The organism is Psychrobacter maritimus (assembly GCF_904846345.1).
Classification (GTDB): Bacteria; Pseudomonadota; Gammaproteobacteria; order Pseudomonadales; family Moraxellaceae; genus Psychrobacter; species Psychrobacter maritimus.
This window is the reverse complement of record NZ_CAJHAJ010000011.1, coordinates 12682-35644: the sequence shown is the minus strand read 5'-3', so window position 1 is coordinate 35644 and position 22963 is coordinate 12682. Positions and strand designations below refer to the sequence as shown.

The 22963-nt window shown below is 43.4% G+C and carries 19 protein-coding genes; 7 read left to right on the top strand and 12 right to left on the bottom strand.

Annotation, left to right across the window (positions count from 1 at the left end; all coding sequences use genetic code 11):
• Positions 1 to 31: 31 nt before the first annotated feature.
• The 8 genes from JMX50_RS11955 to JMX50_RS11920 all read right to left on the bottom strand — a co-directional run bounded on the left by JMX50_RS11955 (position 32) and on the right by JMX50_RS11920 (position 7607).
• The gene (locus JMX50_RS11955) at positions 32 to 745 is read right to left on the bottom strand and encodes a fumarylacetoacetate hydrolase family protein (protein WP_201629709.1); all 714 of its coding nucleotides are present in this window, start codon (positions 743 to 745) and stop codon (positions 32 to 34) included.
• Positions 746 to 808: 63 nt separating this feature from the next.
• Positions 809 to 1534 carry an ABC transporter permease gene (locus tag JMX50_RS11950; protein ID WP_149490594.1) on the bottom strand — a complete coding sequence of 242 codons (726 nt, stop codon included), beginning with the start codon at positions 1532 to 1534 and terminating at the stop codon, positions 809 to 811.
• Between the two features lie 12 nt (positions 1535 to 1546).
• Positions 1547 to 2296, bottom strand: a complete 750-nt coding sequence (locus JMX50_RS11945) for an ABC transporter permease (protein ID WP_201562301.1) — start codon at positions 2294 to 2296, stop codon at positions 1547 to 1549.
• A gap of 451 nt (positions 2297 to 2747) precedes the next feature.
• Complete coding sequence (locus JMX50_RS11940) at positions 2748 to 3707, bottom strand: ABC transporter substrate-binding protein (protein WP_201629706.1); 960 nt, start codon at positions 3705 to 3707, stop codon at positions 2748 to 2750.
• Between the two features lie 175 nt (positions 3708 to 3882).
• The gene (locus JMX50_RS11935; RefSeq protein WP_201629705.1) at positions 3883 to 4821 is read right to left on the bottom strand and encodes a transporter substrate-binding domain-containing protein; all 939 of its coding nucleotides are present in this window, start codon (positions 4819 to 4821) and stop codon (positions 3883 to 3885) included.
• A 124-nt stretch (positions 4822 to 4945) separates the two neighbouring features.
• Positions 4946 to 5746 (bottom strand): transporter substrate-binding domain-containing protein, encoded by an 801-nt coding sequence (locus JMX50_RS11930; RefSeq protein ID WP_201624726.1) that lies wholly within the window; start codon positions 5744 to 5746, stop codon positions 4946 to 4948.
• A gap of 361 nt (positions 5747 to 6107) precedes the next feature.
• Positions 6108 to 6905, bottom strand: a complete 798-nt coding sequence (locus JMX50_RS11925) for an ABC transporter ATP-binding protein (RefSeq protein ID WP_201629704.1) — start codon at positions 6903 to 6905, stop codon at positions 6108 to 6110.
• Positions 6906 to 7262: 357 nt separating this feature from the next.
• On the bottom strand, positions 7263 to 7607 hold the full coding sequence (locus tag JMX50_RS11920; protein WP_227671045.1) for a hypothetical protein: 345 nt from the start codon (positions 7605 to 7607) through the stop codon (positions 7263 to 7265).
• Positions 7608 to 8123: 516 nt separating this feature from the next.
• Between JMX50_RS11920 and JMX50_RS11915 the strand changes: the two genes are divergently transcribed.
• The 4 genes from JMX50_RS11915 (at position 8124) to gltS (ending at position 12178) form a co-directional block, all read left to right on the top strand.
• Positions 8124 to 9425, top strand: coding sequence for a glutamate-5-semialdehyde dehydrogenase (locus JMX50_RS11915; RefSeq protein ID WP_201629700.1), 1302 nt, complete (start codon positions 8124 to 8126; stop codon positions 9423 to 9425).
• 160 nt (positions 9426 to 9585) lie between these two features.
• Entirely contained in the window at positions 9586 to 10365 is a 780-nt protein-coding gene (locus JMX50_RS13290; protein WP_201629693.1) for a ribonuclease domain-containing protein, read from the top strand.
• Between the two features lies 1 nt (position 10366).
• On the top strand, positions 10367 to 10819 hold the full coding sequence (locus JMX50_RS11905; protein ID WP_201629690.1) for a barstar family protein: 453 nt from the start codon (positions 10367 to 10369) through the stop codon (positions 10817 to 10819).
• A gap of 84 nt (positions 10820 to 10903) precedes the next feature.
• The gene (gene gltS / locus JMX50_RS11900) at positions 10904 to 12178 is read left to right on the top strand and encodes a sodium/glutamate symporter (RefSeq protein WP_201629688.1); all 1275 of its coding nucleotides are present in this window, start codon (positions 10904 to 10906) and stop codon (positions 12176 to 12178) included.
• Between the two features lie 109 nt (positions 12179 to 12287).
• Here gltS and glyA read toward each other — a convergent pair whose 3' ends face one another.
• From glyA to JMX50_RS11885, 3 genes are all read right to left on the bottom strand, one after another.
• Entirely contained in the window at positions 12288 to 13544 is a 1257-nt protein-coding gene (gene glyA, locus JMX50_RS11895) for a serine hydroxymethyltransferase (protein ID WP_201629685.1), read from the bottom strand.
• A 419-nt stretch (positions 13545 to 13963) separates the two neighbouring features.
• Positions 13964 to 14464, bottom strand: a complete 501-nt coding sequence (locus tag JMX50_RS11890) for a chorismate--pyruvate lyase family protein (RefSeq protein ID WP_201629684.1) — start codon at positions 14462 to 14464, stop codon at positions 13964 to 13966.
• Positions 14465 to 14550: 86 nt separating this feature from the next.
• Complete coding sequence (locus tag JMX50_RS11885; RefSeq protein WP_201629745.1) at positions 14551 to 15909, bottom strand: GNAT family N-acetyltransferase; 1359 nt, start codon at positions 15907 to 15909, stop codon at positions 14551 to 14553.
• A 918-nt stretch (positions 15910 to 16827) separates the two neighbouring features.
• Here JMX50_RS11885 and JMX50_RS11880 point away from each other — a divergent pair.
• On the top strand, positions 16828 to 19047 hold the full coding sequence (locus JMX50_RS11880) for an NADP-dependent isocitrate dehydrogenase (RefSeq protein WP_201629682.1): 2220 nt from the start codon (positions 16828 to 16830) through the stop codon (positions 19045 to 19047).
• 214 nt (positions 19048 to 19261) lie between these two features.
• Here the strand turns inward: JMX50_RS11880 and icd are convergent, their stop codons facing one another.
• Positions 19262 to 20521 carry an NADP-dependent isocitrate dehydrogenase gene (gene icd, locus JMX50_RS11875; protein WP_201629680.1) on the bottom strand — a complete coding sequence of 420 codons (1260 nt, stop codon included), beginning with the start codon at positions 20519 to 20521 and terminating at the stop codon, positions 19262 to 19264.
• Between the two features lie 668 nt (positions 20522 to 21189).
• On the opposite strand from icd, the gene JMX50_RS11870 reads away from it, so the two are divergent.
• Together JMX50_RS11870 and JMX50_RS11865 are read left to right on the top strand one after the other, a co-directional pair.
• Complete coding sequence (locus JMX50_RS11870) at positions 21190 to 21816, top strand: pseudouridine synthase (protein WP_201629678.1); 627 nt, start codon at positions 21190 to 21192, stop codon at positions 21814 to 21816.
• 259 nt (positions 21817 to 22075) lie between these two features.
• Complete coding sequence (locus tag JMX50_RS11865) at positions 22076 to 22903, top strand: DUF305 domain-containing protein (RefSeq protein WP_201629676.1); 828 nt, start codon at positions 22076 to 22078, stop codon at positions 22901 to 22903.
• The last annotated feature ends 60 nt before the right edge of the window (positions 22904 to 22963 follow it).

The following is a 22963-nucleotide window of genomic DNA, read 5'->3' as shown; positions in this document are numbered from 1 at the left end:
ATAAATTTATCATTAACCGCTAACTGATAGCTTACTTAACCTCTGCCTGCCATTCATGAGCGCCCAGTTTTAAGCTCAATTGGTCGCCTGCTTGTAAGGCGCCAACACCACTTGGCGTGCCAGTCATAATCACATCACCTGCTTGCAAGCTAAAGGCGTGACTGATATTTACCAATAACTCATAAACAGGAAATAGCATCAAGGCACTATCACCGTCTTGCTTGAGCGCATCATTAATAGTCAGCTGATAATGAATATCTGTGAAATCGCCAAATACTTGCGGGTCAAGCCAATCGCCAAGCACGCACGCGCCATCAAAGCACTTGGCGCGCTCCCAAGGATGACCTTTTTCCTTTAGCTCGGCTTGTAGCTCACGCAAGGTCAAATCTAAACCCAATGTCACTCCACCGACAGCTTGCTTGGCTTCTTCAATCGTTGCCGCTGATAAGTCTGCGGCTAATTGTACACATAGCTCAGCTTCGTAATGCGTTTCACCATATAGCGCCGGATTTGGACGTACAACGCCTTGACGGATAGACACCACCGAAGAGGCAGGCTTCATAAACAATATCGGTGCTTTAGGTACTTCATTGCCTAATTCTTCAGCATGCGCCGCATAGTTGCGACCGACGCAGACCACTTTACCGATAGACGCACGTAAACGCTCATTGGCATCGTTAGCACTGTTATCATTAACGCCCGCAGCAATCGCATCGGCTAAAGACATATGTGGTGATTGGCTCATATTAGATTCTCACGGCAATTTATAAACATTTAGGAGTAGATTTTTATCTTATATTTACTATTACTAAGGAATCGTATTGGTAACCACATCGGGTGGTACGTAGCTGGCGTGACGATTCATACGCTTTTCAAACAATCTAAAGCTAAATAAGATAACCCACGATAGCAAGAGATAAACCACACCGGCGGCAAAGAACAATTCCATCAAGGTATAAGTACGCGCGCTAATCGTACGAGCAACGCCCGTGATATCCATCAAAGCAATGGTTGATGCCAATGCACTACCTTTTAGCATAAAGATAACTTCATTACTGTAGGCTGGAATCACAATACCAAAGGCACGCGGTAAAGTAATGCGCGTCAGCTTCTGCCATTTTGACATGCCAATCGCATCAGCGGCTTCAAGCTCGCCCACAGGAATATTTTGGATAGCACCGCGAATAATTTCTGCCAAATAGGCACTGGTATTGAGGGTAAAGGCAATAATCGCACACCAGTAAGCTTGGCTAAGTACCGGCTCCCATAAGAACGAGTTACGTACCGCTTCAAACTGCCCAAGACCATAATAAATCAGGAATATCTGTACCAGTAGCGGCGTGCCACGGAAAAAGAAGATATATAAAAACGGTAATACTTGCACTAGCCAATTTTTAGACAGTCGTAATAACGCCAAAATCAAACCAAAAAACAAGCCGATAATACCCGAGAAAACGACTAGCTGTACGGTCAATACCGCGCCATTAAGTAAATCAGGGATATGGTCAAAAATGACCTGCCAATTCCAATCCATAGTATCTCTCCTCTACCCTATGGTCGATTGACTTTGAGTGGTTTGATGGGGGCTAGTTTGACGGCTGAGCTTTTTAGCATAACGCGCCGCCGGATTGGCGCGCCATTCAAGCCACATCATAAAGCCGGTAATCAACATGGTCAGACCCAAATAAATAATCGCCGCTGCCATATAAAAAGTAAATGGCTGCTGTGTCGACTGCGCCGCACGCGAGGACTGATACATGATGTCTTTAAGACCGACAACCGAGACCAAGGCCGTATCTTTAAGCAATACCAAAAACAAATTGCCCAAACCCGGCAGCGCAATTTGCCATACTTGCGGCAAGGTAATACGATAAAAGGTCTGAAAAGGACGCATCCCAATCGCTTGCGCTGCTTCGCGTTGCCCTATTGGAATCTCTTGAATCGACATGCGAAAAATTTCAGTCGCATAAGCACCAAAAGCAATAGACAATGCCATGACGCCGCCCCAAAAAGCGCTAATCTCGACATAGTCGTTATAGCCGAACTTTTTGAGGATGCTCATCAGCACGATAGAGCCACCATAATAGATAAACAGTACCAGTAGCAGCTCAGGAATCCCGCGCATCGTGGCGGTATAGACCGTCGCAAGCTTACGCAGCAGCCAGATATTAGACAGCTTTGCTGTGGCACCGAGCAAGCCTAAGAACATGCCGATGATCAGACTGGTCATGGCAAGTTTTATGGTGACGGTAGCGCCGCTTAGTAATAGCGCGCCAAATCCTTGTAAATCAAACACAATTATCCACTCAGTCTCTTTATATTAGCAATTTGCAAAATATGAGTTAAAAGAATCAGCATCAATAGCTGAGCGCTGCTGATAATCGTCTGCCAGATCAAATAGACCTTGGCCTTTTGCGTCATAGAGTGACGTCAGATAATACGATTATTGCGGCGTTAATTGACACAGTAGAAATGAGCGCTGATTTTATCATACTCGCTGCCAGCTATGTTAATACTGACGCGTAAAAGCACTGTCTAAATAGGTGCTTATCAGCATAAATATCAAATAAATCAGTGAGATTTGATAAAACCCGACTGTCAATCACGCTTAAAACGCAATGATTTGCTATAAAAAGCAAAAAAGACATCGCCATCATGGCAATGTCTTTCGCTTAAATGTCTTTATGCTTATTAATACAGCATTCATTCAAGATACTAATAGTATCGAACCATATAGTATCAAACCGCTATTGTGCGGCGCTATCTAACGTTGTTGGTGCTGTTGTTGATGCTGGTGTTGGCGTTGCACTTACTGGTACAGCAAAATACTTTTGATTGATTTTATCATAAGTGCCATTAGACTTTATATTGGCCAATGATTGATTGATTTTTGCTTGCAGGGCTTCATCATTAGGACGCACGGCAATAGCAAAGTTATCATTAATATCAATCTCATCGCCTTTTAACACATAATCACTACCTGACGCTGAGCCAAGCCATTCTAACGCTGGCAGTTTGTCAGATATCATGGCATCGACACGACCGGAACCCAAATCTAAAAAGGCATTACTCAAGGTATCATAAAGCTTCATATTGGCTTTTGGATAAGTATCTTCTAACCACTGTGAAGAGATAGTCGAGCGCTGCGCAGCAATAGAATGCGCATTGATATCGCTACTATTAGCTGGATCAAAGCTGCTGTCTTTTTTGGCTAAAAATACCAACGCATTGCTAAAGTACGGATCGGTAAAAGCAACTTGCTTTGCGCGCTCAGGCGTTACCGACATTGCCGCGACGATGGCATCGTATTTACCCGCTTTAAGGCCAGGAATAATACCATCCCAATCTTGCGCCATAATCTCACAGGTCATCTGCATATCGTCGCAGATAGCATTGGCAATCTCAACATCGAAGCCGCCAAGCGTCCCATCAGCATTGGTATAGTTAAAGGGTGCATAAGCGCCTTCGGTACCGATACGTAGCACATTGTCATCTGCCGCAGCGCTGTTATTTTCCGTCGCTTCTGTTGTCTTCGTTGCCTCTGAGCTAGCGGTTTCGTTAGTCTCATTTTGACCATTACTGCAACCCGCCAACGCCAATAATGCCGTTAGGGCTAGCATCGGCTTTGCCTTTAAGAAAGGTTTACTGGCGGATGAAGAAGTAGCAGACGTACTAAATATGCTGGCTGAGAGAAGATGGTTGCTCATAATCATCCTTGATGTTGTTACTGGGTATTATTAATTAGTATTATTACTTAGACTTGGCATTGTTACTTGGCATTATCACTTAGCAAAATATTACAAATGGCATAAAGCACGCTTTAGTCAAAACGTGCTTTATTAAAACCAGCGCTTATCTAATAGGCCTTTATGAAAAGTCCTATTAGTTAGTCGCAGCTTCTGCTTGTTCTTCTTTAGCAATCACAGCATTGGCATCGACATTACCATCATCAACCACCACCACTTCTTTGACACCCTCAGTCGCTACTGCTTTTTGTGCCGCCGCTGTTGAGCTGGTACCAAAATAGCTACCGGTGATTTGGTCATAAGTGCCGTTGTCTTTAAGTTCAGCCAGTGCTTTATTAAACTTAGCAACTAATGGATCGCCTTTACGGAAGGCAATGCCCATCGCATCATCACTGGTGCTGATTTCTTGCCCTTTAACTTCGTAGTCTTTACCCGCTTCGGTTTTTAGCCAATCAATACCCGTAACTTTATCAGACATCATGGCACGGACACGACCTGAGGTTAGGTCTAGGTAAGCATTGTCTTGGGTATCATAAAGTTTGATATCAGAGTCAGCATGTTTTTCTTGCAGATACTGTGACGCAACCGTTGAGCGCTGTGAGGCAATCGGCTGACCTTTTAGACCATCGACGCTAATATCATCGCCTTTTTTACCGATTAGGATAATGCCAGTATGAAAGTATGGGTCGCTGAATTCTACGACTTCTTTACGCTCAGGCGTGATTGACATACCAGCGATGGCGGCATCAAATTTCTGTGCATTGAGCCCCGGAATTAAGCCATCCCAATCTTGCGAGATAACTTCACACTCGGCTTTCATTTGCGCACATAGAGCGTCGACCAGCTCAATCTCATAGCCGATTAATTTGCCATCAGCGTCGGTATAGCTAAAAGGCTTATAGCTGGATTCTGTAGCGATTTTGATGTTTAAAGGCGCATCAGTAGCGGCATCTGTCTCAGTGCTTTCAGTCGGTGCTGAGCTGTTATTACAAGCCGTAAGCATAAGCATCGCCGCACTAAGTGGGGCAAGCCACAAGGCTTTTTTGCTTATTGATGATGTCATTGAAGTAATCATAGGGTTTATTCCTTAATATATTGACCAGCCGTTTGTTAATCCGCAATGGGTCAGTCATTCGTTAATCAACGCTTCTCAAAACAGTCTATTGATTGAAGACTCTTATCAAAGCGTAGCAAGCAAATTATTGACCGAAGTTTTCCTGTTCAAGACGGGCAAGCTCACCGTTACTACGGATTTCGCTCAGCGCTTTATTAAAGTCGTCTTTGATTGAATCACCTTTACGAACAGCAATGGCAATATTATCGTCGTTATCAATCTCATCACCCACGATGCCGAAGCCTTCTGGGTTGTCCGCTAACCATGACTTGGCAGAGACTTTTTCAGCAAGTACGGCATCACTACGACCAGATTTTAGGTCTAAATAGGCATTATCATAATTATCATAAAGCTTAACGGTATTACCGTCTTTGCCTTCATAATTGTCTTGTAAGTACGCACCCGGAGTCGTTGAACGTTGACCACCAAGGGTTAGGCTCTTAATTGCTTTAGGGTCAAAACCACCTTTGGTATCGGTGAGCCAAACCATGGTATTGGCAAAGTACGGCTCACTGAAATCGACCTTTTCTTGACGCTCAGCGGTGATAGACATCCCAGCGATGACGGCGTCATATTTCTGCGCCAATAAGCCTGGAATAATACCGTCCCAATCTTGGGCAACGATTTCACATTTGGCTTGCATTTGCGCACATAACGCATTGGCAACATCGATATCGAAACCCGCCAAGCTGCCATCGGCATTGGTATAGTTAAAAGGAGGGTAAGCGCCCTCGGTAGCGATACGAATGGTCTTACCAGCTGTTTCTGCGGCAGGGGCATCGGCATTGGTATCAGTAGCTTCGTTAGCAGGCTGACTGCAAGCACCAAGCATGAGCGCGGCGGTAACGGTCATCGATGACCACAATAGGCGAGAATTCGACATCATACATTCCTTAAATTCTGATGGATTTTTTAATATAGGGTTCTGATATTTTGTTCTCTGACGTCCCTGCCAGAAAAGCAATTCAATGCACAGAAAACACAGGCAGGCATCATAAGCAACTGCCTGTAAACCTTTTGATAATACCTGACTCAAATATCAAAAACAAACGTTTTGCATACCGACTGTGATTATTGAGTAATAAAAACCCTAAGAAAATTACCAATGAGTAATTTTGGCGTTTTAATCGCTTTAAACATTTAAAACTTAAAGCAGCGTCTAAATCAAAACCGTTAAAACTAAAGCCGTTAAAGTTAAAGTAAATAAAATTGAAACGACTAAAATTAAAACAAATGAAAATGTCCTGTTAGTTTTTGCGATGCGAGGCCATAAAGTCTTTAACGCGATCAGATTTCGGGTTATCAAAGACTTGCTCAGGCGTACCAATCTCTTCAATCACACCTTGATGAAGGAACACCACCTTGCTTGATACTTCACGGGCAAAGCGCATCTCATGAGTGACAATCAACATGGTACGCCCCTCTTCAGCAAGCTCGCGCATGACGGCGAGCACTTCATTGACCAGTTCAGGGTCGAGTGCCGAGGTTGGCTCATCAAATAATAACACCTGCGGCTGCATCGCAAGCGCACGCGCAATCGCCACACGCTGACGTTGACCGCCTGATAAATTCGCTGGATAAGCGTCTTTTTTATCAAGCAAACCAACTTTATCGAGCAGCTTTTCAGCATCACTAATCGCTTGGGCTTTTTTGATTTTTAGGACTTGCGTTGGCCCTTCGATGATATTTTGCAAAATGGTCTTGTGCGGCCACAAGTTAAAGTTCTGAAAAACAAATCCCACGCGCGCACGTAAGCTTTCTAGCTGCTTGATATCTGCCGCTTGCAATTCGCCCGACTTAGTAGGTTTGAGCATCAGCTCATCATTACCGATGATGATACGACCTTGATTGGGCTTTTCGAGCAGATTAATACAGCGCAGCAAGGTCGACTTACCGGAGCCAGACGAGCCTAAAATAGAGATGACGTCGCCATCATAGGCGGTGAGTGACACCCCTTTTAGCACGTCTAATGAGCCATAGCTTTTATGGACGTCTTGTAGATCTAAGGCGATAGGCCGAGTCGGATTCTTTGCAGTATCAAGCATGGTTTAGCAGACTTCCAATAAATATGAGTGAAAACATGAATAAAAAATGCGCTATCAAACAGCTCTATAATAAGTAACTCTATTAATAGCTGCTTTATCAGTATGAGTAATACAAAGCTAAAGCGAGCAGTATTTTAGTAGTGCTGTATTAGTCGCATTATTTTGATAACGTTATGATGGGTTCAATAAAGGCGCGATATTGTCGCCTATAATGCAATAAAAAGGCAAACCTTGTCGCTTTTGCCTATGAGCTTTTGACCAAGCAATACCCTTTATAAAATGAGGCCCATAACGCACAGTCAGTTATGGGCCTCATTTTATCATCTTAACGCCGTTAGCGCTGTTTTATCTGCGGCATTAGTAGGTCGAAACATGCTCTTCGCTTTCAGTACCGTCGAGTACCTCTGCCTCATCGGCCGTTGCGACTGCCACATCATCATTTTCGCCGACGACCATATTTTCGTTAGTGTTGGCAGCACTGTCGTTTGCGCTAGCTACCGCAGCATCATCATTGCTGCCTGCTGTAGCAACGCCAGTCGCTTCATCTTCTACCGCTGTCTGAGCATCGGCTGTTGGTTCGACATCCATCGGCGCTTCATCTTTTTTACCGCAAGCACTGACACTTAAGGCCGCTGCCACCAAACCAACCGTTAACCAGTTTTTATAGGTTTTATTTTCAATCGCCATTTTATTCTCCATCATAAGTATTTTTCATATTAGCGCCCACTATACTCACGATTTATCAGTACTACCTTAGCAGTTACAGCGCAGTTCTGTTAAAAATACGTAACAGCGCCCTGACTTTTAACTGCTTATCTTTTTATTTCTAAATGCTATTTATTATGGATAAAATTTAAATACGAGTAAAAACATCAATCCAAATATTTAGTAAATAACCCTAAAAACAAGGTTAAAGAAAACTCTGCAGTGCTTGATAAACGGTCTTTGTTCACAAAATCGACTTTACTATCGTCCTCATCTCCTCTATGTTAAATAGCAGAGTGCCCTTAATTTCTAAAAAGCCATCAGTTTCTAGAAAACAGACAGGCGCTAAAAAATATACTTTGGTAGATTGCTGATAATAATTGGCGGCTTTAGCTGCTTTTCTTTATGCCTCAACCTATATATGAGCATGTTATAAAATCTAGGATTCATTATTTAGGATTCATCATTACTAATCTGCAAACCCTCTATTGATAACTATAAGGAAGTTAATTTATGAGTCAATCGAATACCACAGATGTTACCGCTTATATGCAAAGCGTTGGTCAGCAAGCACGTGCCGCATCACGAGCGCTGGCGGCGGCCAATACTGGCGATAAAAATTCCGCCTTGATGGCAATTTATGACGAATTAAAAAGCGCCAAAGCCGATATTTTAGCGGCCAATAAAGTCGATATGGATAAGGGTGCAAAAAACAACTTAGACGCCGCTCTACTAGATCGCCTAGAGCTAAACGACGCGCGCTTTGATGGTATGTTGCAAGGCTTAAAAGACGTCTCCGCGCTGCCCGATCCTATCGGCGCAGTCACTGATATGACCTATCAGCCATCAGGTATTCATTTGGGTAAAATGCGCGTACCACTTGGCGTGGTCGGTATGATTTATGAGTCGCGTCCTAACGTCACTTTGGAGGCGGCTTCGCTTGCGCTAAAGTCCGGTAACGCCATTATCTTACGTGGTGGCTCTGAAGCCTTTGAATCCAATCAAGCGATTGCCAAATGTATTTTAAAAGGCTTAAACAAGGTCGGTTTATCTGAGCATAGCGTGCAAGTGTTAGAAACCACTGACCGCGCTGCTGTTGGCGAGCTGATTACCATGACAGAATATGTCGATGTTATCGTGCCACGCGGCGGTAAGGGTTTGATTGAGCGTATCAGCCGTGATGCCCGCGTCCCTGTCATTAAACATCTAGATGGTAACTGTCATACCTTTATTGATAGCGACGCCGATGCCGATATTGCCATCAAGGTCAGCGTCAATGCCAAAACCCATCGCTATGGTACTTGTAATACTATGGAGACGCTGTTGGTCGATGAATCAGTTGCCAATGAGTTATTACCAAAAATTGCTGAAGCCATCGTAAAAGCTGATGATGCCATGCAACTGCGCCTTGATGATAAAGCACAAGCTATTTTAAATGACAATGCTACCCTTCAAGGTCATCTGTCAGCGGCGACTAGCGCAGACTGGGATACAGAGTATCTTGCACCTATATTAGCGGTGAAAGTGGTATCGGGTATCGATGAAGCGATTGAGCATATCAATACTCATGGCAGCCAGCATACCGACGTTATCATTACCGACAATTATACCAAGTCGCAACGCTTTATCCGTGAAGTCGATTCGGCAAGCGTTATGATTAACGCCTCTAGCCGTTTTGCCGATGGATTTGAATACGGGCTTGGGGCGGAAATCGGTATCTCAACCGATAAAATCCATGCGCGTGGACCGGTTGGACTCGAAGGCTTAACTTCGCAAAAATGGATCGTTTACGGTCACGGCGAAACCCGCGCCTAGCGCATTACTTCTTCACTACAATTTATCGTCTTACCTCAAGTATAATCCATAAAAAACGTCAGCTTAATTGCTGGCGTTTTTTTATTATTGATAAATATGTTATATATGGCACATAAAAATTATTTTGCTGAATAAAAACCGTCGACAGGATAGCGCGCCCATGCAAAGTGGCAAGATTAAACACTGGAATGCTGATAAAGGCTACGGCTTTATTGAGGTAGACAATCAAAGTGAAGATGTCTTCTTTCATATCAGCACCGTACGCCTGTCGCAGCCTATAAGCGAAGGTCAACGCGTCTATTTTAACAGTCAGCGTAATGAAAAAAATCAATTACGCGCAACTGAAGTCACCTCTAATGAATTGAGTATTTTAGAAACATCAGTATCAAATTCAGCATCGAATTCAACATCAAATTCAGCGCATCGCAACCTAGATAATGCGCAGCAGAAAAATAATCGAAACGCTCAGCAGAAAAACAATCGATATAAAAATACTCGTGGTAGCCAAAACAAGAAAAATGGCTTCTCTACCCTATTGAGTTTCATCGCCCTTATTGCCGTTGCGGTTTACTTTTTTGGGGATTTAAAATCCAGTTTATTTACAGATAGCACGCCAGCAACTTCTATATCGCAGACGGCCTCTAAAACCAGCAGTTCAGGTTCCGCAGCTATCACAGGTGATGCGCAAATCGACCAAACGCTTGTACTTATTAAGCAAGGCGGTCCTTTTCCTTATCCTAACAAAGATGGCACAACCTTTTATAATCGCGAAGGCAAGCTACCCGCCCAGTCGCAAGGCTATTACCGCGAATATACCGTGCCTACGCCGGGGGTTTCCCATCGCGGTGCACGGCGCATTGTCACCGGCGGTCATCCACCGACCATTTATTATTTGACCGTCGACCATTATGATAGCTTTCGACAATTGCAGGTGAACTGATATGAGCCAAGCTATTTACTATGTTAATAAAAACCAGATCAATCAAAGCAACACTAATCAAAACTGTATTAATCAAAACTGTATTAATCAAAACGGCGTTGACCAAAACAGTATCAAGCAAAATAACATCAATCAAAGCAACTCTGCCCTCATTGACAGCATTCCTGAGCAAGCGCTTAACATTCCCATTGGCAATGTTTTGGATAAAAAAACACTACTAAATAGCTTAGCGAAAGTAGCCAATTTTCCCGACTATTTTGCCCATAATTGGGACAGCGCTTGGGACTGTTTGACCGATAGTGATATCACTCACCTCACGCTTTACTTAAATGGGGTAGAGAAAATTAACACTGAGGACTTTAATGTCTTTAAGCGTATCATTGAGGACGCCTATAAAGATTTTGGTAAACCGCAATTGTGGATTGTTGCGGCGTCAGATGATGCATGTGAATAGCGAGATGACCAGAACCTAAATTCGAGATAAAACCAGCTTTATCCCGAATTTAGGTTAATTTATATTTATAGAAAGGATTAACCTATGGAAATCACCCTCAACGGCTACTACACCTTGATATTGGCCACCTTAGTGCTCTTGCTTGGACGCTTTTTAGTCAAACGGATTAAATTTCTAGAAGACTTTAATATTCCAGAGCCAGTGGCCGGTGGTTTGGTTGCAGCGATTATCGTTTACATTCTTAATATCTTTTGGGGTTATAGCTTTAACTTTCATCAAGGACTGCAAACCGCAACCATGCTGATGTTTTTTGCCTCTATCGGACTCAGCGCTGATTTTAGTAGGCTAAAGGCAGGCGGCTCGCCACTATTGATTTTCACCATCGTGGTATCGGTGTTTATCATCTTACAAGATGTCGTGGGCGTGGCGATGGCAAGCGTACTTGGACTTGACCCACTCCTCGGCTTGGTAACAGGTTCAATTGCCCTAACAGGTGGACACGGTACAGCAGGCGCTTGGGGCATTACTCTAGAAGAGCAGTATGGTGTGGTTGGTGCCACGACACTTGGTATCGCGGTCGCCACTTATGGTTTGGTTGCAGGTGGCGTCATCGGCGGTCCGGTTGCCCGTCATTTGATTAAAAAACTTGGTTTAAAACCAGCGGCGGCTAATCCAAATCCGAGTGAGGTTGAACGACTTGCCGCCGAGCAATCACTCTATAGCACCAAGCATAACGAAGAGGAAGTGCATGGTAATAAGGAGATGTTTGAGAAGCCTGATAACATTCGTCTTATCACCGCCTCCTCTACCATTGAATCCTTGGCACTATTTGCCGCGGCATTGGCTTTCGCTGACATCATGACTTTGTTGGCGCAAGATACGTGGTTTGAGCTACCTACCTTCGTATGGGCGCTGGCTGGCGGTGTGATTCTACGTAATACCTTAACCATGGTATTCAATTTTGATATGTTTGACCGTGCTATCGACGTGATTGGTAACGCTTCTTTGAGCTTGTTCTTAGCGATGGCTTTATTGTCATTGAAACTTTGGCAGTTGACTGACCTCGCAGGACCGGTATTAATTATCTTACTGGTGCAGACGCTACTGATGATTGGTTATGCTTACTTTATTACCTTTAAGGTTATGGGTAAAGATTATGATGCTGCCGTACTATCAGCGGGACATTGTGGTTTTGGTATGGGCGCAACGCCGACGGCGATTGCCAATATGCAGGCGGTCACCGATCGCTACTTGCCATCACATAAGGCGTTTTTGATTGTGCCGATGGTTGGTGCGTTCTTTGTCGATATCGTTAACGCCACTATCTTGCAGATATTTACCAAATTGCCGTTTATGTGATTTGATAAAGTTAAACCCTGATTTAAATAGCTGTAAAACAAAAAAACCGCCTAGCAAAAAAGCTAAGCGGTTTTTTTATCTCTAAATTATAAAACTAATGAATCAGAAATTACTGATTTTTAGCATAAACAGGAAGCTCTTTACAGATAGCTTCAACTTTACCGCGTACTTCAGCAGCGACTTTTTCATCGCCACGGCTATCTAGCACGTCACAAATCCAACCTGCCAAATCACTAGCTTGCGCTTCGTTAAAACCGCGAGTAGTAATCGCTGGCGTACCGATACGGATACCAGAAGTCACAAATGGAGATTTTGGATCGTTTGGTACAGCGTTTTTATTGACAGTGATATGCGCATCACCCAACCATTTATCCGCTTCTTTACCGGTCATTTCTTGCTTGACTAGGCTGATCAGCATGAGATGGTTTTCAGTACCACCAGAGATGATTTCATAACCGCGATCTTGGATGACTTTTGCCATCGCTTGGGCGTTTTTAACCACTTGCTGCTGATAAGTTTTGAAGTTATCTTCTAAGGCTTCTTTAAAGCAAACCGCTTTTGCCGCGATGACGTGCATCAACGGGCCGCCTTGGTTACCTGGGAATACCGCAGAGTTTAACTTTTTCGCAAGCTTCTCATCACGAGCTAAAATCATACCTGAGCGTGGGCCACGTAGGGTTTTGTGCGTTGTAGTCGTGACCACATCCGCAAATGGTACTGGGCTTGGATAAACACCACCAGCAACCAAACCAGCAACGTGTGCCATATCAACAAGCAAGTACGCACCAACTTCATCAGCGATGTCACGGAAACGCTGCCAATCAACGACTTGTGAATACGCTGAGAAACCAGCAATAATCATCTTTGGCTTGTGCTCACGAGCAAGGGCATCAACTTGATCATAATCGATAAGGCCAGTTTCTTCAACCAAACCATACTGTACGGCGTTGTAGTTTAGACCTGAGAAGTTGATATGCGCGCCATGCGTCAAGTGACCACCTGCGTCTAGGCTCATACCTAGTACCGTGTCATTGGCGTCTAATAATGCTAAGAAAACAGCAGAGTTTGCTTGGCTACCTGAGTGTGGCTGGACGTTGACGTACTCAGCACCAAACAACTCTTTTGCACGATCAATGGCCAATTGCTCAACCACATCAACGTGCTCACAACCACCGTAATAACGCTTACCAGGATAGCCTTCAGCGTATTTATTGGTTAGGTCAGTGCCTTGTGCTTCCATCACTGCTTGTGAGCAGTAGTTTTCTGAAGCGATAAGCTCGATGTGGTTTTCTTGACGAACGCTTTCAGCGGCCATGGCTTCAGCAAGTACTGGATCAAACTCTTTGATAGAAATATCTTTAAACATAGTGATGTCCTAGGTAGTGGCTATCGTTAATGGTGGTGCTCATTGAAAAGAGGCGAGTAATAAAAGGAGGTGAAAATGGGCAAGCAAAGGCAATTAACCTGTTATTAACTTGTCCAGATTGGCAATAAAATCGAACGATAAAGGCATCGATATCATCGCTAAAGATTAAGTGTAACATGAAAATTTGTACTGTGAGCGCAAAAAAACCTCACGGAAAGCTGAAGGATTTAAATGACGCCGTAATGAGGTTATCAAGCAAATAAATGCGCAATAAAATCATTGTTTTATATTTTTTATTTCTAGGTCTAGGTCTTGCTTGATTTGTTAGTCAAATAATTATTTGTCGCCCATAAAAAAACAGCCATTATTAAGAGCGACTGTTTTATTTATTAATACATTAGTTAATGCATGCATCGACATCAAGCATCACTAGACAAAAACGCTGCTAAAAAAGTCTCACTAATCAGTATTTTGCGCCCATACCAATCATACAGCGTCTGCCGTTGCCAGCCCTCTGCCGTTTTTTCGATAGAACGTTGATTGGGCAAGGTGCGACTGCGCTTAAATAATACATAGCCAATCGGTGTGCTTTTCAATTGCTGTAAACGGCGGGCGCGCCCTTTTAAACTTACTAAAGGGAAAATGCTTTGTGCTTGCACCCATGGCTGCTCATCATTGCCATATAACTGTGCCTCGCGTACCCACGCTAGTAATGGACGGCTCAGCGCCGCACCTTTTACACCCAATTGCTTTTTTTGCGCCAAGGACAATAATCGATAACCCTCAAAGTTACGCTTGACACGTAATGGCTGCCCTGCTTTTACCTCCAGCATGGCAGTGAGCGAACCTTCCGTATTGAGAAATTCTAATAGCTCACTGGGAGGCGATAACAGGTCAGAACAACAAAGATTAGAGGTCATAGTTTATGGCTGATAGTAAAGTATTAGATAGAAAGTTATTGAGTAGAGATTACCAAAGAAGATTTATTGTGCATTAATTAGTGTTATCAAGAATCATTGCCATTAAACGTCGGCATATTATCAATATTAAAAGGCAATGCTGCAAAGGCTTGCTCTCGATATTGCGCCATATGCAGTCGGTCTTTGGCACAAAAATCGCTAATCGCTGGGACAAAACGCGCATCGTAAATGCGATGCAAAGAATGAGTCTTGGTCGGAATAAAACCACGAATTAATTTATGCTCACCTTGGGTGCCGGGGTCAAAATAGGTCAAACCTTGCTCGATAGCGAACTCGATACCTTGATAATAACACAGCTCAAAGTGCAGGCTATCATACTCACCAAGCGCGCCCCAATAACGACCATACAGCGTTGCATTTTTACTATCAGGCTTATCATATAAAAATAAACTGCTGGCGATAATATCAGCATTGGCATCAAGCGCTTGCGCGAGCATCAAATGCTCAGGCATGGTTGCTGCCAATCTCTTGAAAAAGTCTAGTGTGAGATAAGGCTGCTGCCCGCGCACGGCGTAGGTCATTACATAACAATGATAAAACGTCTGCCAATCTTCTTCAGTGATAGCATCACCGCATTTGCGCTGACATACAATACCTTGCTCGGCGACTTTGCGCCTTTCCGCACGAATGGTTTTACGTTTTTTGGCTCTTAGCGTGGCCAAAAATGCCTCAAAGTCGGTAAATGGCTGACTGTCTTGGCTTAAATGCTTATTTTGCCATAAAAACTGACAGCCTTGGCGCTCCAGTATCGGTAACTCAATCGGTTTTGCCGCCCCGCCATTTGCTTGACTGTTAAGCGCCATTTCTATATCAATATCAGTCGGCAGCGCTGCGTGAGCGATAGCCGCCATCTCAGGCGTAACAAACAAGCCATGCCAGCCTGATGCTTCTACTTGCTGAGCGATATCGTCAACCCCTGCGATAGCTGCCTTTAAAATATCAGCATCTAGCGCCTCACCCTCTGCTAGCCATAAACGTTGCCCAGTAATGGGTGTATAAGGTGCGCTGGTCACCAAACGCGGATAATAATCGAGGCCATACTGTGCATAGGCTTGTGCCCACGCATGGTCAAAGACAAACTCGCCTTGATGGTGAACTTTAATAAAAACGGGCATGACCGCAATCGGTTGGCCTATTTGTTCTGAAGATAGCTTTGATGAGGATAGCTTGGTCGAAGATAATACTTCCTCAGTTGCATCATTATTACTATCGTTTGGGCGATGAATTAAGATATAAATCGGCAACCAGCCGGCTTTTTCGCCGATTGCGCCCGTATCACTAAGCGCCTGCCAAAACTCAAACGACATAAAAGGCGTATCTGGTGTCTGCCAGTTAGTCAATTGCTGCCAGCTGCTATCGCTGAGTAACGCATATTGCAAATTCATCATCACCACACTCTCACCCTGCTATTTCTTAGACCATTTTTCTTTAGCGTTTAGCCTATCAAACTACCATGCTTTTGCTGTCACAATTTGCAAAAACTCAGCAATTTATCCAATCGCCAAAATAAGAGCACTTTGTTTATATTTAAAACGTCCTCTTAAAATGCCCTTGTCGAAACACCTTTGTTGAAAAAGAGAAGAAAAAGCAGCACAAAAAAAGCCATTGTCAGCAAAGCAGCTGACCAAATGGCTTATTTGTTAATGACTGTTTTATTTTTATGGCTGAAAATTAAGCTTAAGTACAGATTTGGTTTGGGCTGCAATAAACGCTAAAAACGGCTGTTTCAAAGAATAGTTTTATTGGATAATAATCACTATAGCAAGCTCATTGTTGCAGAAATAAGCTCATGTGTGCAGAAAATAGTATTAAAAGCGTGCAAATTGTCTGCAAAAGATGATATCGACGCTGATGACTGGTAGAATAAGGCTATTACTAGCTTAATATAATTCAGATACATAGGATATGAGCGAAAATAGTATACTTAGTTCAATGTACAAGATTGACATCATATCGAATTTATAGTGGATCGACTATAATATGGCGTCAGTCAGACATTTTCAGACCATTTTAGTCTGAGAGCTTTGAAGTAAATGGTCAAGATGACCTTTGAATAATGACCTTTAATAAAATAAGTGCTTGCTACAGCGACTTTTTAACAAAGGCCAACCTAAGAAAGGTCAGTCACTGCTTATGAAAGATTTTTCTAGCAGTCTTGACACTCTAGAATGGCAATAAACGACGACACTTGATGTATTTGAACCAACCCGTAGCCCATTATTGTATGCAGGCTGTATAGAGCTGTTAAATAATACCTCAGCTTTATTGGCCTCATTAATGACAACAAGGAATACTCTACTAACATGTCAAAAATTATTTATACAAAAACTGACGAAGCCCCAGCGCTTGCAACCTTATCATTCTTGCCTATTGTAAAAGCATTTACCCAAACAGCAGGCATCGAAGTCGAAACCAGTGATATCTCTGTTGCAGCGCGTGTGTTGGCTGAATTTCCAGAATACTTAACGGAAGAGCAGCGCGTTCCTAATAACCTAGCTGCGCTTGGTCAATTAACCCAAGATCCAAATGCCAATATCATCAAATTGCCAAATATCAGTGCCTCTGTAGGGCAATTAAAAGCGGCAATTAAAGAGATACAAAGCAAAGGCTACGCGATTCCTAACTTTCCAGATGAGCCGCAAACGGAAGAAGAAGAAGAAATCCGTCGTCGCTATGGCAAAAGCCTAGGCAGCTCGGTAAACCCTGTCATACGTGAGGGTAACTCAGACCGCCGTGCGCCAAAAGCAGTGAAAAACTACGCCCGTAAGCACCCGCATTCTATGGGTGAGTGGAAGCAATGGTCACAAACGCACGTCTCACACATGCACAGTGGCGACTTCTATGACGGCGAGCAATCGATTACCTTAGATAAAGCCCGTACCGTACGTATGGAGCGCGTGGCTGAAGACGGCACGGTTAATGTCTTCAAATCAGGTATTGCTTTGCTCGATAAAGAAGTCATCGACTTGATGTTTATGAGCAAAAAAGCGCTGCTTGAATTTTATGAGCGTGAAATGGAAGATTGCCGTGAAGCCGGTATCTTATTTTCACTACATGTAAAAGCCACTATGATGAAGGTCTCGCATCCTATCGTCTTTGGACACGCGGTTAAAACCTATTATAAAGATGCCTTTAATAAGCATGGCGCGTTATTTGACGAGTTAGGTATTAACGTCAATAACGGCATGGCAAGTCTGTACGAAAAAATTGCCGAATTGCCTGCCAGCTTACGTGAAGAGATTGAGCGCGATTTACATGCTTGCCAAGTACATCGTCCACGTCTAGCGATGGTTGATTCATCAAAAGGTATCACCAACTTCCATTCACCAAGTGATGTGATTGTTGATGCTTCTATGCCTGCTATGATCCGTTCAGGCGGTAAAATGTGGGGCGCTGATGGCAAAATGTATGACTGTAAAGCAGTTATGCCTGAGTCTACTTTTGCGCGTATTTACCAAGAAATGATTAATTTCTGTAAATGGCATGGCAACTTTGACCCAACCACGATGGGTACCGTACCTAACGTTGGCTTAATGGCGCAAAAAGCAGAAGAGTATGGTTCGCACGATAAAACCTTCGAAGCAAGCGATTCGGGCATAGCTCGTATCGTTGACGAAGAAACTAATGAAGTATTGCTTGAGCAGCGTGTTGAGAAAGGTGACATCTGGCGCATGTGTCAGGTCAAAGACGAGCCAATTCAAGATTGGGTGAAGCTTGCCGTACGCCGCGCCCGTGAATCAGATACGCCAGTTATCTTTTGGTTAGACCCTTACCGTCCACATGAGAACGAGCTGATCAAAAAAGTACAAACCTACTTAAAAGATCATGACACTGACGGTCTACATATCGAAATCATGTCTCAAGTTCGTGCGATGCGTTATACCTTAGAGCGCGTTGCTCGCGGTCTAGATACCATTTCTGCTACCGGTAATATTTTACGTGATTACCTAACTGACTTGTTCCCGATTTTAGAATTGGGTACCAGTGCTAAAATGCTGTCAGTTGTCCCACTAATGAAGGGCGGCGGTTTGTTTGAAACAGGCGCAGGTGGTTCAGCACCGAAACATGTACAACAATTGCTTGAAGAAAACCATCTACGTTGGGATTCTCTTGGTGAGTTCTTAGCCTTGACTGAGTCTTTAGAGCATTTAGCTAAAAACGACGGCAATGCCAAAGCTAAAGTATTGGCCGATACGCTTGATAGAGCCACTGAAACGCTGCTGTTAAATGACAAATCGCCTTCACGTAAAACGGGCGAATTGGATAACCGTGGTAGCCATTTCTATCTGGCTATGTACTGGGCTCAAGAGTTGGCAGCACAAGATGAGAATAGCGAGCTAAAAGCACAATTTGCGCCATTGGCACAAAAGCTTGAAAGCAATGAAGCGGCTATCATTGAACAGATGAATGCGGTTCAGGGTAAGCCTATGGATCTAAAAGGCTACTACTTGGCAGATGAAGCTTTAGCTGAAAAAGCCATGCGTCCAAGTGCCTTATTCAACGAGACTATTGCTTCATTATAGTTGGCTCTAAACTGAATAAATGGCTCTAAACTGACTTAGTAAACGTTGTTAAGTCAGCATGAATCAAACACCCCAAAGGTCTAGACTTTTGGGGTGTTTTTTATGGCTAAATAAATAGATAACCGTAAAAAAGCCACCTACATTGTTGTAGATGGCTTTTTAAAATATAACTGGGTAAAACTCAGCTAACCAAAGTTTCTTAACCTTTTTTTAATTAAGTATCCATATGTTTAATAATGGCTTGACCAAACTCAGAGCTGCTGAGCAAAACAGCATCTGGCATCAAACGCTCAAAGTCATAAGTGACGGTTTTATTCTTAATCGCCCCTTTGATACCATCGATCACAAGGTCGGCAGCTTCGGTCCAACCCATATCGCGTAGCATCATTTCAGCAGATAAAATCAATGAGCCTGGATTAACTTTATCTTGACCGGCATATTTTGGTGCCGTACCGTGAGTTGCTTCATAGACAGAGATTGACCCGCCTTTATTGGCACCCGGTGCGATACCGATACCACCCACTTCTGCGGCCAGCGCATCAGAGATATAGTCACCGTTTAAGTTTAACGTTGCGATAACGGAATAATCAGCAGGACGCATCAAGATTTGCTGTAAAAAAGCATCAGCGATGACGTCTTTAATGACAATTTCATTACCCGTTTTTGGGTTTTTTATCGTCATCCAAGGACCACCATCTAATAGCTCAGCACCGAAACGCTCAGCGGCAAGCTCATAGCCCCACTCTTTAAACGCGCCTTCTGTAAATTTCATGATATTACCTTTGTGCACGAGGGTGACACTCGGTAAGTCATTATCGATAGCATGTTGAATAGCTTTACGCACCAAACGCTGCGAGCCTTCTTTTGATACCGGCTTAATACCGATACCGCAGTCATCGGAGAAGCGGATTTTGGTCACGCCCATCTCTTCTTTCAAAAACTTGATGACTTTTTTTGCATCATCACTGCCCGCTTTCCACTCGATACCTGCGTAGATATCTTCTGAGTTTTCACGGAAAATCACCATGTCTGTCAATTCTGGGCTATGCACAGGGCTTGGCACGCCTTCAAACCAGCGTACTGGACGCTGACAGACGTATAGGTCAAGCTCTTGACGTAGCGCGACGTTTAGTGAGCGCATACCGCCGCCAACTGGCGTGGTCAATGGACCTTTGATACTCACCACGTATTCGCGCAGAACCTCAAGCGTTTCGGTCGGTAGATATTCGCCATCATAAATTTTCGAGGCTTTTTCGCCGCAATATACTTCCATCCAAACGATAGATTTTTTGCCTTGATAGGCTTTTGAGACCGCGGCATCAACCACTTTAATCATCACCGGCGTGATATCCACACCGATGCCATCGCCTTCGATAAAGGGAATAATTGGATGATTGGGTACGTTTAGGGTTAAATCAGCATTAACGGTTACTTTTTCGCCGTCTCTTGGGACGATTACCTTTTCATATGGCATGGGTCAAACTCCTTGATTGTATTTTTATAGTAGATAGCGCAAGCATCGTTGGCATCATGGCATCATGGCATCATTGGCATTCTGTTATCTTCGCTAGCTATTTATGTTTTGCTTTTGGCTTTAGCTAAGCAGCATAGCGAGTTAAACGCTAATTATTTGAGTAACATATATTGAGCAGAGCGTACTGAGCAGAATATAGGTAAGCCGACATGCTTGGCGAGGTGATGTATAATAGTTTTAAGAGTAATATCTAAAGATATTGTTGATAATATGATTAATAATTTTTTTAATAATCATGTAAAAAATCAAAGCTACTGCAAAAATTGCTTGGTCATTTATCGACAAAATCAGATGTCATTACAATAAGTAAAATGACAAAAAAACTTTATAAAAAATGCATGAAATTTTTCAGATTTTGCGAATTAAGTCATACAAAAAACCGTAAGCTGCCTTAGCCATTGTACTAAGATAAAGCGTGCTTGATGATTTTTGTTTTGCATGAGCCATTTTTAGTTATCATTATGATAAATACCACAATTATAACATGGTTATCGATAGTTATAAGAGTAGCCTTATAGCTTGCGCGTTTTTTAGCAAGCACTTACGCTTTTAATACTACTTCTATTTACCCTACATTCAGTTTTTTTATCTTTGGGAAACGCTATTTTATGTCGACCTCCAGCCTGATTCTATTCAACAAGCCTTACGGAGTACAAAGTCAATTTCGTGATGACAGCAATAATGACCACAGTACCCTATCACAGTATTTCACCGATAAATCTCTTCGCGTCGCCGGTCGACTGGATGCCACCTCAGAAGGCTTGTTGATTTTGACCAGTGACGGACGGGTTAATAAAGCCATTACCCAGCCGCCCTCTGCCAAGAATTTTGCGCAAAATAAGCAAAAACAAGGTAAAACCTATTTGGTACAAGTAGAAGGTCTAGTAAGCGCTGACCAACTAAAGCAATTGGCTGCTGGAGTCCAGTTAAAAGATGGCAAAACCTTACCGGCAACGGCGCTACTGGTTGATGAAGCGGATTTACCGATTGCGCTATGGCAACGCGATCCACCTATTCGTGAGCGCAAAAGTGTGCCGACTTCATGGCTTATGCTGACCATCTATGAAGGCAAAAATCGCCAAGTCAGGCGTATGACCGCGCATGTAGGCTTACCTTGTCTGCGTCTTATTCGCTGGTCGGTGGCTGGATTCGAGCTTGGGTCGCTTGGCGTTGGTGAATTTGTGCGTATTCATTTAAGTCGTGAGCGTTGTCAGCAATTAGGCGTTATTGATTAGGGGTGTTAATAAGGTATTTAGCCTTATAGCTTGTTAATGCCTACTCACTTCAAGTACCTATTAATCAATTTTGCTGTTGAGCTTGTTAAAGATATTACGACTTGTTAAACATAGCGTCTCGAATGAGCAAGGTTTATCTGCTAAGCTACAAAACCATATTATCTTTGGGCGATATCTGTATTTAAGATGGCGGATATCGCCTGCTGCTTGCTTATTATTTGTCTGGTTTGTTATTTTTTATTGATAGTAAGGATATATCATGATTGCTTCTCGTCGTTTTACCTTGTTTGCCACTAGTATCTCTGCGGCGTTGCTGCTGAGTGCTTGCCAGCCCGCAACAGAGGATAGCGAGGTAATGCCGGCAGAAGAAGCAATAACAACCACGACTGAGCCGTCTGAAGCTGCTGACGATATGGACGCCCATGCTGGCCATGATATGTCTGCGAGTGGCGATGTAGTAGACGAAGCACAAATGACGGATATGCTAAAAGACTATACGAAGTCGATGACCAGTATGCATAATGAGATGATGGTTGGTATGGGTTATAACGATCCCGATACCGCCTTTGCCAAAGGGATGCTCGGTCATCATCGCGGCGCGGTCGATATGGCAAAGATTGAGCTGAAGTATGGGACCGATAAGACCATGCGCAAACTTGCCCAAGACATTATCGACTCACAGCAAATTGAAATCGACATCATGAATAAATGGCTGGCCAGCCATCCTGATGCGCCCAAACCCAAACCCAATACCGAGGCTATGCAAGCAGCTTATGCTAAAGGGATGAATACCATGCATAGTGATATGATGCTTGGTATTGCCGAACCTGAGGCTGATATGGCCTTTGCGCGCGGTATGCTGCCGCATCATATTGGCGCAGTAGATATGGCAAAAGTACAGCTTCAATACGGTACGGATGAAGAGATGCGCAAGCTAGCCCAAGACATTATCGATGCTCAGCAGCCTGAGATTGCGCTGATGCAAAATTGGATTACGGCTCATAAAGCCAATAAAGCGACGGTTAATGATAATGCTGAAGCCGTTATTGAAGATAAAAAAGAGATTAAAGAGAACGCTAAATCTTAAGGCTAAATATTTAGGGCAGTAACATTTTTACCTAATTTTTTCTCATAACGCTTTAAACAT

Excerpts from the sequence above, each read along its gene's own strand:
- JMX50_RS11955 (WP_201629709.1), bottom strand. The coding sequence starts at position 745 with ATGAGCCAATCACCACATATGTCTTTAGCCGATGCGATTGCTGCGGGC.
- JMX50_RS11950 (WP_149490594.1), bottom strand. The coding sequence starts at position 1,534 with ATGGATTGGAATTGGCAGGTCATTTTTGACCATATCCCTGATTTACTT.
- JMX50_RS11940 (WP_201629706.1), bottom strand. The coding sequence starts at position 3,707 with ATGAGCAACCATCTTCTCTCAGCCAGCATATTTAGTACGTCTGCTACT.
- JMX50_RS11935 (WP_201629705.1), bottom strand. The coding sequence starts at position 4,821 with ATGATTACTTCAATGACATCATCAATAAGCAAAAAAGCCTTGTGGCTT.
- JMX50_RS11930 (WP_201624726.1), bottom strand. The coding sequence starts at position 5,746 with ATGATGTCGAATTCTCGCCTATTGTGGTCATCGATGACCGTTACCGCC.
- JMX50_RS11925 (WP_201629704.1), bottom strand. The coding sequence starts at position 6,905 with ATGCTTGATACTGCAAAGAATCCGACTCGGCCTATCGCCTTAGATCTA.
- JMX50_RS11920 (WP_227671045.1), bottom strand. The coding sequence starts at position 7,607 with ATGATGGAGAATAAAATGGCGATTGAAAATAAAACCTATAAAAACTGG.
- JMX50_RS11915 (WP_201629700.1), top strand. The coding sequence starts at position 8,124 with ATGAGTCAATCGAATACCACAGATGTTACCGCTTATATGCAAAGCGTT.
- JMX50_RS13290 (WP_201629693.1), top strand. The coding sequence starts at position 9,586 with ATGCAAAGTGGCAAGATTAAACACTGGAATGCTGATAAAGGCTACGGC.
- JMX50_RS11905 (WP_201629690.1), top strand. The coding sequence starts at position 10,367 with ATGAGCCAAGCTATTTACTATGTTAATAAAAACCAGATCAATCAAAGC.
- gltS (WP_201629688.1), top strand. The coding sequence starts at position 10,904 with ATGGAAATCACCCTCAACGGCTACTACACCTTGATATTGGCCACCTTA.
- glyA (WP_201629685.1), bottom strand. The coding sequence starts at position 13,544 with ATGTTTAAAGATATTTCTATCAAAGAGTTTGATCCAGTACTTGCTGAA.
- JMX50_RS11890 (WP_201629684.1), bottom strand. The coding sequence starts at position 14,464 with ATGACCTCTAATCTTTGTTGTTCTGACCTGTTATCGCCTCCCAGTGAG.
- JMX50_RS11885 (WP_201629745.1), bottom strand. The coding sequence starts at position 15,909 with ATGAATTTGCAATATGCGTTACTCAGCGATAGCAGCTGGCAGCAATTG.
- JMX50_RS11880 (WP_201629682.1), top strand. The coding sequence starts at position 16,828 with ATGTCAAAAATTATTTATACAAAAACTGACGAAGCCCCAGCGCTTGCA.
- icd (WP_201629680.1), bottom strand. The coding sequence starts at position 20,521 with ATGCCATATGAAAAGGTAATCGTCCCAAGAGACGGCGAAAAAGTAACC.
- JMX50_RS11870 (WP_201629678.1), top strand. The coding sequence starts at position 21,190 with ATGTCGACCTCCAGCCTGATTCTATTCAACAAGCCTTACGGAGTACAA.
- JMX50_RS11865 (WP_201629676.1), top strand. The coding sequence starts at position 22,076 with ATGATTGCTTCTCGTCGTTTTACCTTGTTTGCCACTAGTATCTCTGCG.